Genomic DNA, 14,627 nt, shown 5'->3' with positions numbered 1-14,627 from the left:
CCCGCCCTCGCCGCCCCCGCCGCGCGGCCCGCCCGGGCGGCGCGAACCGCCCGCGCCGCCGGGGAGTGCGAGGGCGCACCCGAGCCCACCAACTCCGCGTTCGCATCCGCACCATCGGACACCGCTGTCGCAGCCTCGAGCGCCCCGACAGCCCCACCGGCCACTCCGCCGGCCGGCAGCTCACCGGCCACCACCGCACCACCCACCCCGACGGCTCCACCTGCTCCGCCTGCTCCACCCGGGCCACCTGCTCCACCGGAGGCGCGGTAGTCCCGGATCGCCGTGACGATCCACTCCGGCACCGCCTCGCCCACCGACGGCTCCACCTCCGAACGCCCGCGCACCGCCCAGCGGAACGCGGAGGTCCCCCGCCCCAGGTCGTGACCGACCGACCGGGCATCCACCTCCACAGCGGTGCGCCGCTTGCCGTCGTCCTCCCATTCGCGGATCCGCAGTCGGCCGCAGACCACCACCGGATCACCCTTGTTGAGCGAACTCACCACGTTCGTGGCGAGCCAGCGCCAGGCCGTCACCGTGACCCAGTTGGTCTCGCCGTCGACCCACTCGCCCCGCGTCCGGTCATAGCGGCGCTCGGTGGCGGCGAGCCGGAAGTTGGCCGTCGGCACGCCCGCACCGGTCTGCCCGTAGCTCACCGCGGAGGCGACGTTTCCGATCATTGTCACCAGGGTCTCGTTCACGACCTGCCCTCGCATTCCTCGTGTTCCTCCCGGATCGGGAGAAACGACCGACTGGCGACGATGATGTCCGAAAGGGCAAGCCGTGTCCGCTGCGGAATAATTTCTGTGGATAACCAGCCCCTGTGGACATCTTTGCCCTGGCTTGGTGACATCATTCGCAAAGCTGATAAGCGACAGATTCTGCGTCCATGACAAGGCTGCCCGACGAACCCTCCCCGCGCCCCCTGAACGAGTGGCCGCAAGGACGCTCTGTCCACGTCATCCGACCGGACGAACCAAAATCCGGCCCCCGCCCCACCCTCGCCCAACCGTCACGTTCCCGGCACACCCTGCTACCAGCGCGGCAAGTCCATAACGGCTGAGGAGACATCGTCGTAACGACTGCACAACGTCCAGCGGCAAGGCACCCCGCAATGCTGCACCCCGCTCGCCCACCTGCGATTATCAGACCGCTCTCGCAAGACCGACACACCCACTCCATCGGTGGAAAGGCAACCGAGGCGCCGTTACCCCCTTATCCTGTCCCCGGCAGGGCAAGGGCCTCATCACCCCCACCACCCGAGGGAATAGGCACCAGAGCCCGCCTGCCCCACCCGGGCGCACCGCCCGCACGCCCCCGTAGCTCAGTGGATAGAGCAGGTGCCTTCTAAGCACTTGGTCGCAGGTTCGAGTCCTGCCGGGGGCACCTGCCGGCCCGTCGATCCACCCGGATCGGCGGGCCGCACCCGTAGGTCGAGGCCGCCGGAGCGGCCTCGCGGCGGACCGGGGACCATCCGCCACCAGTCGCGGAGCGTAGCCGCGGCACTACGTCGGCCCATTGCCCCCGCACCCGAAGTGGCAAGCGGCGAACCCTCGGCAGCCACCTCGGCTCCAACCGCCCCGAACCGGCCGTCACCGAGCGTGTCGGCTGCGTCACGTCGACACGGGACTGCCCGACCCGGCGTGAGGGCGGTGAACCCAATCCGCACGAACAGCCGTGCCGTCTTCCGGGAGCCCTCGATCCGCGGCCGCGCCCGACGGAGCGACACCCCACCCGCCCGGGGGCTCCGCTGTGCCGCGCGTACGATGTGCGGACCGGACTGACGGCCAGTCAGCTTCGTGATCCGTCATGCCCACCGGCCAGTTGACGCCGACACCCGATGGTGAGCTCCGGCGTGACCCCGGCAGGACCATGGCCTGCCTGCGGCACGGCTGTGGCGCGGCTGCGGCACGGCTCCAGCCCGGCTGAAGCTCACTTCCCGGCCGGCGGCAACCCGCACGCGTCCGGGCCGGCCGTGAATTCCGTCCGCCGCGAAGAACCCCACCGCACCGGGCCGGGCCGATTGCGCTCCCGCAGTGCCGCCGTCCCAGTCCCCGAACCCGCCCGGCAGCGGTGGCCGCGCGAAACTCGCCAATACCGCCACGGCCCATTACCGGGCCCGCGCGCGAGTGCCCTCCGCCGCCTCGGAGTTCGACGGAGTTCCGGCGAGTTCCGGGGCCCGCCGGCGGAAGGGCGGGGCGATCGGAGTCATGCCGCGATTTCCCCCAAATGCCCGAGCTGCACAGGCTTGCCCGTCCTGTGACCGGCCGCGGGAAACCGTGCTGCGGACGTCGCCGGGTCGAAGCCGGGCGCCCCCGCGAAACGGCCGAAAACGGGCTTCCGCCCCGGTGCTCCGCTATTGCCGTAACTCGCCCGACCGGCCCGCCGATCCGGCCGCGGACGCCGATTCCCGAACGTACCCCCGCGGGCGGGGGCGACCCCTTCGCCACCCACCCGCGGGACGGCGGGACGAGGTGAAGTGACGCGCCGGCCGAGGCATTCGGGGAAACACGAAATGGCCGGCACGGTCGGCATTGACCGGTCGTCACCCCCAGCGCCGCAGCGCCTTGGTCAGGACCGGTCCGACCTGCTCGACCGCCGCCGGCTCGAACAGGTGCGGGTGCGGCACGTCCAGCCGGTGGACCTGCACCGTCCCGTCGATCCAGGGGTACCAGCCGTCCACCGGGTCCGGCCCGGCGGGCTCGCCCGCGGGCCGGGCGGCGGCGAAGCACAGCAGGTCACCGCGGAACACCTCGGTGCGGAAGGCCGCGGCGAGCCGGCGGTGGTTGGCGCCGACGGCCAGCAGTGCGGCGAGGCTGGCCTCGTCCCGGGGGACCGCGGCGGCGGCCGGGTCGGTCAGCTTGTCGAGTTCGTCGAGCAACCGGCGCTGGTCGACCGCGGCCGCGGTGCCGGCCGCGGCGGGGCCGGGGTAGCCGTCCAGCACGGCCAGCAGGCCCACCTCGCAGCCGGCCGCCTGCAGCCGGGTGGCGACCAACTGGGCCAGCGCGCCGCCGAAACCGGCGCCGAGCAGGTGGTACGGGCCCGCCGGCTGGGCGGTGCGCAGTTGGCCGACCAGGTCGGCGAGCAGTTCCTCGGGATCGGCCAGCGGCGCGGTGCCCGGGATCAGCCCGCGGGCCTGCAGGCCGACCAGCGGCTGCTCGGGGCCCAGCTGCGCCGCCAGCGCACGGTAGGGCCAGGCGATCCCACCGAGCGGCGGCAGGCAGTGCAGCGCCGGGCGGCCTTCGTCGCCCGCCCGCAGCAGCACCGGGGTGTCCAGCGGGTGCCCGGCCGTCGCGGTCCCCGGGCCGCCGGGCCCGACCAGCACCAGCCGCCCGTCGGGCAGCCGGCGGGCCCGCTCGCCGGTGCGGTGCAGCCGGCTGCCGGGTGGCCCGAACGGGTCGGCGACGAACCGCTCGGCGGTCGGCCCGGGCCGACCGGGGTAGCCGGTGGCCACCCCGACCCCGGCCAGGCAGAGTTCCCCGACGGCGCCCGCGGGCACCGGGCGCAGCCGGGCGTCCAGCAGGTGCGCCCGCACCCCCGGCAGCAGCCGCCCGATCCCGGGCCCGTCGGACGCCGCACCCACCTCGCCGAGGGTGGCCGCGAGCGTGGTCTCGACCGGGCCGTACCCGCTGAACAGCCGGTACCGGCCGGCCGCCCGGGCGACCGCCTCGACCGGGCAGTTCCCGCCCAGCGCCACCACCACGGTGTCCGGGGCCAGCTCGCCCGCCGGCAGCTCGGTCAGTGCGGCGGGCGGCACCAGCACGTGGGTGGGCGTGTGCGCGGCGGCGGTCCCGGGGGCGGGCTGCCAGCGGGTGGCCGGCCCGTCCGGGGCGAGCACCAGGGCGCCGCCGCTGAGCAGCGCCATGGTCAGCTCGCAGAGCGCGGCGTCGAAGCTGGCCGCGGGGTGCTGGAGCACCCGGCTGCGTCCGGTCAGGCCCAGCCGCTCGATCCGGGCGGCGGCCAGTGCGGTCAGGCCGCGGTGCGGCACGGCGACCAGCAGCGGCTCGACCTCCGGTCCCGCAGCGGCGTCCGCGCCGGCTGCCGGATCCGCCGTCCCGGGGCGGGTGCTCGGCAGCAGGCAGGCGGTGTCCTCGGCGGTGAGCGGGCGGGTCCGGTCGGCGTCCGTCAGCGGCTCGGGGTCCAGGCCGAACAGCTCGGCCACGGTCAGCGGGTCGTCGAGCGCGACCGCGGGCGGCTCGTCGGCCGGCACCGGCACAGTACTGCGGGTGACCAACAGCAGCGGCCGCGCGGCGGCCGGCAGCCGACCGGCCCGCTCGCCCGCCCCCGCCCGCTCGCCCGCCCCGGCCAGCGCCGGCGGGAGGTAGCCGGCGCCGGCCTTGAGCACGGCGAGGATCGCGATCACCTGGTCCGCCGACCGCGGCAGGGCGAGCGCCACCAGCGTGCCGGGGCCGGCGCCGCGCGACACCAGCAGCCGGGCCAGGCGGTTGGAGTAGTCCTCCAGGTCGGCGTAGCTGACGGTCCGTGAACCGTGCACCAGCGCCACGTGGTCCGGGGTGCGCAGCACCTGGGCGCTGAACGCCGCGGGGAAGAGCTCGCCGCCGGAGCCGGCCGGCCCACCTGCTGCGGCCACCCGCGACACTGACGTCACCTGCGACACCGGGCCCGCCTCCGCGGCCGACGCCGCCAGCCGCGCGACCTCGCCGCGCGCCACCAGCCGCGACCCCTCGCCCGTGCTCGTGCCCACCTCCGCGGGCGCACCGGGGCGGGGCCGACGCGCCGCGCCGGCGGCCGGCGCCCGGGCTGCCAGCGACTCGGCGACGGCGCCGATCCCGGCCAGGTGGGCGGCCAGCTGCGGCAGCGGGCAGTGCCCCGGGTCGGCGACGGCCACCAGCCGCAGCCCGTCGGCCTCCTCGTGGACGCTCAGCGCCGGCCCGCTCCCGACGTCCCCCGTCAGCCGATGCACCGTCACCGCCAGCCCGGCGAACTCCGGGACGGGCGCCGCCGGGACGAACTCGACGGTCAGCGCCGCCAGTTCGGCGATCCCGCCGGTGCGGCCGAGCTCACGGGCCAGCTCGGCGCCGCGCCGGCGCTGGTGACGGCCGGCCTCGGTCAGCCGCTGCCCGGCCTGGCCCAGCAGCTCACCGGCGCTCGCCCCGGCGGCCACGGCCAGCCGCAGCGGGAGCAGGTTGGCGAACCGCCCGGGCGCCCGGCGGGTCGCGGCCGTCACCCGGCCGGGGAACGGCAGGGCGAGCACCAGGTCGTCCGCACCGGTGCTCCGGTGCAGCTGGGCGGCGACCGCGGCGAGCGGCCCGGCGGCCCAGTGCGCGCCGGCCTCCCGTGCCGCCCGGCGCAGGCCGTCGGTGGTCGCCCGGTCCAGCCGGGCGGTGGCGGCCACCAGCGCGGCGACCGGCTCGGCGGCCACACCGGCACCGCCCGGGTCGAGGAACGGCCCACCGCCCGGCCCGAGGAACGGCCCGTCGCCCGGCCCGAGGAGCGGCCGCGGCTCCGGGACCCCGGCCAGCCGCTCCCGCCAGTACCGGCGGTCCGCGGCGGCCGCTGCCGAGTCGCGGTGCTCCCGCTCCAGTTCGGCCAGCTCCGCCGGGCTCGGGAACGCCGCGGCGGGCAGCACACCGCCCCGCCGGCCCGCGGTGTAGCGGGCGGCGACCCGCCGGGTGAACCGGGTGATGCCGTGGGCGTCGGTGACCAGGCGGTGGTAGCCCTGGTACCAGGCGTGCCGGTCGGGGCCGAGCCGGAAGAGCGCCTGGCGGACCAGCGGGCCGTGCTCCGGGTCCAGCGGGTCGGCCAGTTCGGCGCGCATCCACCGCTCGGCGGCCGCCAGCGGCTCCGGGTCGCCGCCGAGGTCCAGCAACGGGATCGTCAACTCGTCCTCGTCGCCGATCAGTTGGCACAGCTCGCCGGCGACCTCGGCGAACCTCACGCGCAGCAGCCCGGCCTCGTCGGCCGCCTGCCGGATCGCGCTCCGCAGCAGCCCGAGGTCGAGCGGACCGCACAACTCGAGGTAGCCGCCGATCCGGTGGGCGGGAGCGGCCGGGTCGCGCCGGTCGAGCCAGGTCTCGCGCTGGGCCGCGCTCGCGGGCAGGCTGATGGGAAGGTTCGGGGACACCGGAGTTCTCTTCGCTAGCAGGGGGCGTGGGATCGAGGCGCCAACACCTCCGAGGCGCCATCACGTCCGACGTCGGTTCCGAGGGGAGGAACGAGCCGTCCGGCCGCCCGTTCCGTGCGTTCCCGACCGATCACCCGGACGAGCGACGAGTCCCCGGCCCCGCCGAGGCCCCTGCCGCCCCGCGCGCCGCCCCAGCACCGAGGCCCTGCTACCCCGGCCCCGACGCCGACGCCGAACCCCCGCCCCCCCGCTACCCCAGCCGCAGCTCCGCCGCCGCCACCCGCACCGCCGCCCCCGGCAGGCCCGGCGGCAGCCGCAGCGCGATCGCCGCGTCGTACTCGGCCGGCACCGGCACGGCCCGCAGCTCCCAACCGGCCGGCGGCTGCGCACCCGCGCCGGCGACGGCCTCGTACCCCGGGCCGAGGCCCACGTAGTCGTGGTCGGCGCCGCGCCCGAGCCCCATCCCGGTGCCCTTGAGGTAGGCCTCCTTGCGCACCCAGCAGCGCAGCGTCGCCCGCCCGCGGCGCTCGGCGCCCGGCTCGCCGAGCGCGGCCAGCTCGACCCGCTCGGCGGGGTGCAGCTGGCCGGACACGTCCGTCCCGGAACCGGGGGCGAAGGCGGCGACCAGTTCGACGTCCGCCCCGATCGGGTCGGCGGCCACCGCGACCAGCGCCATGGTGCCGCTGTGCGAGAGCGAGAACTCCAGTCCGGGCGCGTCCACCGGCTGGGGCCGCCCGTGCGCCGCCCCGCAGCCGGGACAGGCGGCCCGCCGGAACCGCAGCTCGCCCGGCGCCCGGCCCAGCCGCTCGGCCAGCACCAGGCGCAGCGCCACGTGGGCCACCCGGTACAGCGCCCGGTCCTGGTCGCGGCGGAACCGGGCGGCCTGCTGCCGCTCCTCGGCGTCCAGCACGCCACCCGCCTCGGCCGCCTCGGCCGCCGCCGTGTTCGCCGGGTCCACCGCGATCCACCGGACCTCGACCCGCCCCGGCTCCAGCCCGCCCGCCGACGCCCCTGCCTGCACCACCACCGCCACCCCTCAGCTCACCGGATCCCCGGGTCAGATGCCCGAAACGGTCCCGGAGACGATCCGCACCACCCCGTCGGCCCGCGCGGCCAACGCCGCCCGCAGCCGGGGTGCCCGGGCCTCGCCGAGCAGCTCGTAGGCCTGTTCCGGCGCGACCCAGCGGTAGTCCTCCAACTCGCTCTCCTGCAGCACGATCGTGGTGCCGACCGGCACCACCCCGGCGTCGAACATGAAGTGCACGGCCGGGTGCTCCAGCTGCGCGGAGGGGTGGGTCCAGCCGACCACCAGCAGCGGGCCGATCTCGCGGTCCAGCCCGGTCTCCTCCAGCAGTTCGCGCCGGGCGCACTGCAGCGCGTCCTCGCCGGTGTCGATGGTGCCGCCGGCGAACTGCCAGCCGGGACGGTAGTTCGGCTTGAGGACCAGCACCCGGCCGGCCTCGTCGGTCAGCAGGTTGCCGGCGGCGGTGTAGGAGCGGGGCAGCGAGGCCAGCCAGGCCTCCCTGGAGAGCAACTGCTCCTGGTCCATCGTGGACTCCTCGCACCTCGCGCCGGCTACCTTCCCCGCGCATTCAACCACCTCGGCCCGCCCGCGGCAGCGGGCCTGGCCCCCGGTCCCGGGGATCCGCCTGCCAGAGTGGGCGGCATGACCGACCAGACCCTCACCGCCGGCCGCACCGAACTCCCCTCCCCCGTCGACGGGCTGCGCGCCTGGCACGGCGCGGACGACGGGGTCGCCGTGCTGCTGATCGACCGCCCGAAGCGGCGCAACGCCGTCACCCTGGCCATGTGGCAGGCGCTGCCCGGACTGCTGGCGCAGCTGGCGGAGCGGCCGGGGCTGCGGGTGCTGCTGGTCACCGGCGCCGCCGGCACCTTCAGCGCGGGCGCCGACATCGGCGAGCTGGCCGAGGTCTACCGCGACCCGGCGAGCGCGGACGCCTACCACGAGACCAACGTGGCGGCCGAGCAGGCGCTGGCCGACTTCCCGCACCCGACGCTGGCCGTGGTGCACGGCTCCTGCGTGGGCGGCGGCTGCCAACTGGCGCTCGCCTGCGACCTGCGGTTCGGCTCGGTGGAGGCCCGGCTGGGGATCACGCCGGCCAAGCTCGGCGTGGTCTACCCGGCGGTGCCGACCGCCCGGCTGGCCGCGCTGGTCGGGCCGGCCCGGGCCAAGTACCTGCTCTTCTCGGGCGAGTTGGTGACGGCGATGCGGGCCGAGCGGTTCGGTCTGCTGGACGAGGTGCACCCGGCCGGGGAGCTGGACGAACGGGCGCTGGCCTTCGCCCGGCTGCTGGCCCGGCGCTCGCCGCAGACCATCGGCGCGGCCAAGGCGGCGCTGGGCGCGGCCGACCCGGCCGCGGCGCTGGCCCCGTGGGCGCGCCGCTCCCGCCAGGCGCCGGACGTCCGGGAGGGGCTGGCGGCCTTCCTGGAGCGCCGCGAGCCGGACTTCCCCGACCTCGCGCCGGTGCACCGCCCCTGAGCGCCGCCGCGCCGCCCCCGACCGCCGACCCGTGCCGCCGCGCGCGGCGTGGCCGCACCGGCCGGACGGAGTAACGTGAGGCGTACGGCCGGACGGTCTCTGGTGAGATGCCCTCAGGAAGAGCCCGCACCGTAAGGAGTCCCACCATGCGCGCAACAGTAGGTGACCGCCTGCACGTCCACAGCCGCTCGGTCGGCATGGCCGAGCAGCGGGGCGAGATCATCGAGATCCGCGGTACCAACGGCGAGCCGCCCTACGTGGTCCGGTTCGAGGACGGCCACGAGGGCCTGATCTACCCCGGCCCGGACTGCACGGTCGAGCGGCCGACCGAGGAGCGCTGAACGGCCCGGGCACCCGGCAGGTGCCCGGGCCGACCGGTCGGCCCGGGCGGGCCGGTCAGCAGACTGGTCAGCGGATCGGTCAGCGGATCGGCATCCCGGAGATGGTCCGCGCGACGACCAGCCGCTGGATCTCACTGGTGCCCTCGAAGATGGTGTAGATCGCGCTGTCCCGGTGCATCCGCTCCACCGGGTACTCGCGGGTGAAGCCGTTGCCGCCGAGCAGCTGCATCGCCTGCGCGGTGACCCACTTGGCGGTCTCGCCGGCGTAGAGCTTGGACATCGACCCCTCGGCCGCGGTGAACGGCTGCTGGTTGGCGGCCATCCAGGAGGCCCGCCAGACCAGCAGCCGGGCCGCGTCGATCCGGGTGCGCATGTCGGCCAGGGTGAAGGCCACCCCCTGGTTGTCGATGATCGGGCGGCCGAACTGGACCCGGGTCTTCGCGTAGTCCAGCGCCACCTCGTAGGCGGCCCGGGCGATGCCGACGGCCTGCGCGCCGACCGCGGGGCGGGAGGCCTCGAAGGTGGCCATCGCCGCGTTCCGGCCGCCCTTCTTCACGCCCTCGCGGGCCCGGGCCAGCCGCTCGTCGAGCTTCTCCTTGCCACCCAGCAGGCAGTGCCCGGGGATCCGCACGCCGTCCAGCACCACCTCGGCGGTGTGCGAGGCGCGGATGCCGTGCTTCTTGAACTTCTGCCCCTGGGACAGGCCCGGGGTCCCCGGCGGGATCACGAAGGAGGCCTGGCCGCGGGCGCCGAGCTCCGGCTCCACGGTGGCCACCACCACGTGCACCGCGGCGATGCCGCCGTTGGTGGCCCAGGTCTTGGTGCCGTTGAGCACCCACTCGTCCTTGGCCTGGTCGTAGACGGCCCGGGTGCGCAGCGCCGAGACGTCGGAGCCGGCGTCCGGCTCGGAGGAGCAGAAGGCGGCGACCTTGACGTCCTCCGGGGTGCCGAACATCTGCGGCGCCCAGGTGCCGATCTGCTCGTCGGTGCCGTTGGCCAGCACGGCGACGGCGGCCAGCGTGGTGCCGACGATGGCGAGCCCGAGGCCGGCGTCGCCCCAGAACAGCTCCTCCATGGCGAGCGGGATGCCGAGGCCGGTGGGGTCGAAGAACTGCTGCGCGTAGAAGTCCAGCGAGTAGATCCCGATCTTGGCGGCCTCCTGGATGATCGGCCAGGGGGTCTCCTCGCGCTCGTCCCACTCGGCGGCGGCCGGGCGCATCACGTCGGCGGCGAAGCCGTGCAGCCAGTCGCGGACGGCGAGCTGGTCCTCGCTCAGAGCCAGCGAGAAGGGGGTCATCCGGTCCTCCAGGATCAAGGTCGCGCCGCTCGGGTGTTACCGGGGGTAACATCGTCGGAGTCTGCTACTGATAGGTAACGGCTGTCAACGCATCGGCACAGGTGAGCGGGGAGGACCAGGGTGACCGCGCCGGAGGAACCGCGCAGGGAGCAACTGCTGAACGCCGCCGACCGGGTGGTCAGCCGGGAGGGCCCGGGGGCGAGCATGAACGCGATCGCCGCCGAGGCGGGCATCACCAAGCCGATCCTCTACCGGCACTTCGGCGACCGCAGCGGCCTGTTCCAGGCGCTGACCGAGCGCCACACCTCCGGCCTGCTCGCGGCGGTGCGGGCGGCACTGGCCGAGCCGCTGGAGCGGCGCGAGCGGGTGGAGCACGTGCTGGACACCTACCTGGCCGGGATCGAGGCCCGGCCGCAGGTGTACCGGCTGCTCACCCACCCGGAGGCCGGCGAGGCCCCACCGGCGGCCGGGCGGGCGATCCCGCACGGCGTGGGCAACGCGCTGGCGCCGGCGCTGCGGCAGATCGCCGAGGAGATCACCCGGGCGGTCACCGCCCAGGTGGACCTCGGTCCGGACGCGCCGCTGCTCTCCGAGGCCTGGGGACGGGCGATCACCGGCATGGTGCTGGCGGCCGGCGACTGGTGGCTGGAGAGCAAGCCCTGCCCGCGGGCCCGGATGGTGCAGGCGTTGGCCGACCTGCTCTGGGGCCGACTGGCCGCGGCCGCACCGCTGCCCGCCGCCCCGCTGCCGAGCCCGAACGGCAACGGCCCGGCGGGCACCGGCCCGAACGGCAACGGCACCGGCCCGACCGGCAACGCCGCCCCCGCCGACGAGCCGCCCGCACACCCGACCGCCCCCGGCCCCAACCCCCCGGTCCCGGCGGCCGATTAGCGCCGGACCCCTTGCGCACCGGGCCCGGGTCCGCGACCATCGGGCCCTCCCCCACCGCCGCCCGTGCGAGGTGTCCGTGCGCGTCCTCCGTACCGCCGCCGCCCTGCTGTTGAGCGTCACCGTGCTGTTCACCGCCGCCCCGGCGGCCGGCGCGGTCGACGCCGCACCGGCCCGGGGCCCCGACCTGCCCACCGGCACGGTCCAGTCGCCCGACGGGCGCACCCTCTTCGTCGACGCCGCCGGCCGGGTGGTCGAGCCGCGCGGCTTCGACGTCGACAAGTACGACGAGACCACCGCGGCCGACCTGCGCTCGATCGCCGACCACGGCTTCACCCTGATCCGGGTGGCGGTCTCCTGGAACCGCCTGGAACCCGCCCGCGACCACTACGACCCGGTCGAACTCGCCAAGCTGCAACGGCTGCTGGACCGGGCCGACCAGGACGGGCTGCTCGCCGTGATCGACTTCCACCAGGACGTCTACGGCCCGGCCTTCGGCGGCGGCGACCGCGGCATCCCGCCCTGGGCCACCCGGGACGACGGCCTGCCCTTCGTCCCCGACCCGAACGACTGGTTCGCCGGCTACTTCCAGCCCGCCGTGCAGGCCGCCTTCCGGCACCTCTACGACGATGCCGACCTGCGCCGGTGGCAGGCCGAGTTCTACACCCACCTGGCCGCCGAACTGCGCGGCCACCGCTCACTGCTGGGCTACGACCTGTTCAACGAGCCGTTCGGACCGGTGGCCGGCGACCCGAGCGACCCGGCCGTGCTGGCCGCCTCCTCGGCCGCCCTCGAACAGGGCCGGCTGGCGGCCATGTACCAGCGGCTGATCGACGCCGTCCGCACGGCGGACCAGCGCAGTTGGCTCTTCGTCGAGCCGACCGTGCTGGTCGGCGAGGGCGTGCCGACCGCGCTGCCCGGCTTCACCGACCCCCGCCCGGGTGCGCCGCGGCTCGGCTACGCGCCGCACTTCTACGACACCGCGGTGGAGAACGGCGCCGACTGGAACCCGTCCGACGGCTTCATCGAGGCCTACACCGCCGCGATCACCGCCTACCCGCGCGCCCACCGGATGCCGGTGCTGGTCGGCGAGTGGGGCCCGCCCAACTCCCGCACCCCGGGCAACACCGAGCTGGTGCGCCGTCAGGTCGCTGCCATGGCGGGCTTCGCGAGCGCCTGGACCATGTGGTACTGGTGCCGGGGCACCGGCGGCTACTGCGCCCTGGGGACGGACGCGCTACCGGCACCCGGCGACCAGCCCGCCTTCGGGCCTTACGCCCCGGCGCTGGCCGGCCGCCCGAGCGCGGAGTCCTGGACCGCGGACGCGTACACCGTGACCTTCACCACCACCGGCGGCTGGACCGAGCTGGCCGCCCCGCCCGGCGCCCGGATCACCGTCACCGGTACCGACCGGGCCCGCCTCGACACCGCCCGCCCGGGCCACCCGCGGATCCGGGTGCCGCGCGGGGCCACGGTGACGCTCACCGTCGATGCGCCCAGCGCTTGAGCTACAACAGGTCGGCGCGCGCCGCCTGGATCCCGGCCTGGAAGCGGGTGCGCGCGCCGAACCGGTCCATCAGCTCGCGCACCCAGCGCTGCACGGTCCGGGTGGAGACGCCCATCTGGCGGGCGATGCTCTCGTCGGTCAGCCCGGCCGCGAGCAGGGTGAGCAACTGGTGGTGCCGGTCGCGCGGCGACTCGGCGGAGTCCGGCGGCGGCAGCCGCATCGCCCGTGACCAGTACAGCTCGAACAGCCCGGTCAGCGCGTCCAGCAGCGAGGACGGGCGGACCAGCAGCACGCTCTGCTCCTCGGTGCCGGAGCTGACCGGCAGCAGCGCCCAGCGGTCGTCCACCAAGGCGAGCTTGAGCGGCAGTTCGGTCAGCACCCGGGCCTGCTCGCCGGCCTCGGTGAACCTGTGGATCTCGGCCATCCGGGCCGGCTCGCGCAGCACCTGGCTCTCGTAGACCACCCGCATCCGCACCCCGCGGGCCAGCGAGGCCAGTTCCAGTTCGGGGTCGGAGCGCCGGATGTACGGCGGCTTGTCCAGCACCCGCAACTGGGCCCGGGCGCCGAGCTGGAGGCTGCGCCACAGGTCGGCGATCGACTCCCGGCCCGTGATGACCTCCACCAGTTCGCCCTCGGTGCCGGCGGTGGTGCGCCGGTAGGTGCGCAGCAGTTCGTTGATCCGGCCGCGGGCCCGGCGCAGTTCCAGCTCGCGCCGGAGCAGCAGTTCCTCCAGCGCCACGTCGGGCGCGGCCGAGCGCCACACCGGGTACTCCGCCACCGGGCGTTCCACCAGGCCGAGTTCGGCCAGCACGCCGAGCCCGACCAGGGCCCGCTCGGTGCCGGTGCCGGCGGCCACCCCGAGTTGGGCCGCCGTCAGCCCGGGGCTGCCCAACAGGTGCAGGTAGAGCAGTTCCTGGTCGGCGGCCAGCCCGAGCGCGCCAAACCGCGCCGTCCACTGCTCCGCCACCTGGCCCGCCCCCGGTTCCACGCCGCTGCCCAGCGACCGGCGCCACCTGGGGCTCCGGTCATGTCGTGCACCGACTGTGGTGCACGCCTGACCGGAAATCAAGAGTTCTGACAGCTGACATGTTTCCGCCATGTCGGATTCCGGCAATCGCCGTGACCTTCCCGTCGTGCCCCGCCCGGCCGCAGGCTGATCCGCACTGCCCGACGGCTCCCGGCCCCACCCGAGCGCCGTCCCCGGCAGGTCGTGACCCCCCATGCAGTGCCGACCCCCACTACTTGAGGAGTTCCCCCATGCCCAACCTCCTCCGCCGGCCCGCCCGGGCCGCAATCGCCGCCGCGCTCGCCCTCTCCGGCGTCGCCTTCGCCGCGCCGGCCGCCACCGCCGCCACCCCGCACTTCTTCGCCCCGCAGCACGCCTGGGGCGGCCAGCCGTTCTCCGGCAACAGCAACTGGGGCGGCTACGTCGCCCAGGGCAGCGGCTTCAAGAGCATCACCGGCTCCTGGACCATGCCCGACGTGCAGTGCAACACCACCAACGACCTGTACGCCCCGTGGATCGGCATCGACGGCTACGGCTCGCAGACCGTCGAGCAGACCGGTGTCCAGGCGGACTGCTCCAGCGGCTCGCCGGTCTACTCCGCCTGGTACGAGATGTACCCGGCCGCCCCGGTCTACTGGAGCAACCCGGTCAGCGCGGGCGACGTCTTCACCGCCAGCGTGGTGAACACCACCGGCCGGAGCTACAAGATCACGCTCACCGACGTCACCCAGGGCTGGACCAAGAGCACCACCCAGAGCCTGCGCAGCGCCCGCGACGTCAGCGCCGAGGCGGTCATCGAGTCCCCGACCCAGAGCTACCCGTCCTTCGCCGAGCAGGACTTCAGCAACATCACGGTCAACGGCCAGTCCTTCGACAGCTACGCCCCGCAGTCCATGGACTCCGGCCCGTACACCGAGACCGCGCTGCAGAACGGCTCGTTCTCGATCATCCCGGGCTGACCCGACCGGGTCCCCCGGCGGCGGGCCGGTGCACCACGGTGCACCGG

10 protein-coding genes, 1 tRNA gene and 1 pseudogene are annotated in these 14,627 nt (G+C 75.5%); 6 read left to right on the top strand and 6 right to left on the bottom strand.

What is annotated here, in order from left to right:
- On the bottom strand, window positions 1-713 hold a 713-nt coding region (locus tag ACQRUO_RS25230), incomplete at its 3' end, for a single-stranded DNA-binding protein (protein ID WP_428318335.1).
- A 597-nt stretch (window positions 714-1,310) separates the two neighbouring features.
- On the opposite strand from ACQRUO_RS25230, the gene ACQRUO_RS25225 reads away from it, so the two are divergent.
- A tRNA-Arg gene (locus tag ACQRUO_RS25225) sits at window positions 1,311-1,383 on the top strand.
- 1,159 nt (window positions 1,384-2,542) lie between these two features.
- Here the strand turns inward: ACQRUO_RS25225 and ACQRUO_RS25220 are convergent.
- The 3 genes from ACQRUO_RS25220 to ACQRUO_RS25210 all read right to left on the bottom strand — a co-directional run bounded on the left by ACQRUO_RS25220 (window position 2,543) and on the right by ACQRUO_RS25210 (window position 7,631).
- Window positions 2,543-6,082: an AMP-binding protein gene (locus tag ACQRUO_RS25220; protein ID WP_428318334.1), complete on the bottom strand. Its 3,540-nt coding sequence runs from the start codon at window positions 6,080-6,082 to the stop codon at window positions 2,543-2,545.
- A gap of 250 nt (window positions 6,083-6,332) precedes the next feature.
- Window positions 6,333-7,109, bottom strand: coding sequence for a 4'-phosphopantetheinyl transferase family protein (locus tag ACQRUO_RS25215; protein ID WP_428318333.1), 777 nt, complete (start codon window positions 7,107-7,109; stop codon window positions 6,333-6,335).
- Window positions 7,110-7,139: 30 nt separating this feature from the next.
- Complete coding sequence (locus ACQRUO_RS25210; protein ID WP_428318332.1) at window positions 7,140-7,631, bottom strand: NUDIX domain-containing protein; 492 nt, start codon at window positions 7,629-7,631, stop codon at window positions 7,140-7,142.
- 117 nt (window positions 7,632-7,748) lie between these two features.
- On the opposite strand from ACQRUO_RS25210, the gene ACQRUO_RS25205 reads away from it, so the two are divergent.
- Window positions 7,749-8,582, top strand: a complete 834-nt coding sequence (locus tag ACQRUO_RS25205; protein ID WP_428318331.1) for an enoyl-CoA hydratase/isomerase family protein — start codon at window positions 7,749-7,751, stop codon at window positions 8,580-8,582.
- Between the two features lie 146 nt (window positions 8,583-8,728).
- Complete coding sequence (locus tag ACQRUO_RS25200; RefSeq protein WP_428318330.1) at window positions 8,729-8,923, top strand: DUF1918 domain-containing protein; 195 nt, start codon at window positions 8,729-8,731, stop codon at window positions 8,921-8,923.
- Window positions 8,924-9,002: 79 nt separating this feature from the next.
- Here ACQRUO_RS25200 and ACQRUO_RS25195 read toward each other — a convergent pair whose 3' ends face one another.
- Entirely contained in the window at window positions 9,003-10,220 is a 1,218-nt protein-coding gene (locus tag ACQRUO_RS25195) for an acyl-CoA dehydrogenase family protein (RefSeq protein ID WP_428318329.1), read from the bottom strand.
- 120 nt (window positions 10,221-10,340) lie between these two features.
- Here ACQRUO_RS25195 and ACQRUO_RS25190 point away from each other — a divergent pair.
- Both ACQRUO_RS25190 and ACQRUO_RS25185 read left to right on the top strand, forming a co-directional pair.
- Window positions 10,341-10,964 (top strand): annotated as a pseudogene (locus ACQRUO_RS25190) (TetR family transcriptional regulator); the annotation flags it as partial.
- A gap of 223 nt (window positions 10,965-11,187) precedes the next feature.
- On the top strand, window positions 11,188-12,615 hold the full coding sequence (locus tag ACQRUO_RS25185) for a cellulase family glycosylhydrolase (RefSeq protein WP_428318328.1): 1,428 nt from the start codon (window positions 11,188-11,190) through the stop codon (window positions 12,613-12,615).
- Window position 12,616: 1 nt separating this feature from the next.
- Here ACQRUO_RS25185 and ACQRUO_RS25180 read toward each other — a convergent pair whose 3' ends face one another.
- Window positions 12,617-13,582 carry a helix-turn-helix domain-containing protein gene (locus ACQRUO_RS25180; RefSeq protein ID WP_428318327.1) on the bottom strand — a complete coding sequence of 322 codons (966 nt, stop codon included), beginning with the start codon at window positions 13,580-13,582 and terminating at the stop codon, window positions 12,617-12,619.
- A gap of 290 nt (window positions 13,583-13,872) precedes the next feature.
- On the opposite strand from ACQRUO_RS25180, the gene ACQRUO_RS25175 reads away from it, so the two are divergent.
- Window positions 13,873-14,580 (top strand): G1 family glutamic endopeptidase, encoded by a 708-nt coding sequence (locus ACQRUO_RS25175; RefSeq protein ID WP_428318326.1) that lies wholly within the window; start codon window positions 13,873-13,875, stop codon window positions 14,578-14,580.
- The last annotated feature ends 47 nt before the right edge of the window (window positions 14,581-14,627 follow it).

Source organism: Kitasatospora sp. LaBMicrA B282, from assembly GCF_050325825.1.
Taxonomy (GTDB): domain Bacteria; phylum Actinomycetota; class Actinomycetes; order Streptomycetales; family Streptomycetaceae; genus Kitasatospora.
This window is presented reverse-complemented; position numbering and strand designations above follow the sequence as displayed.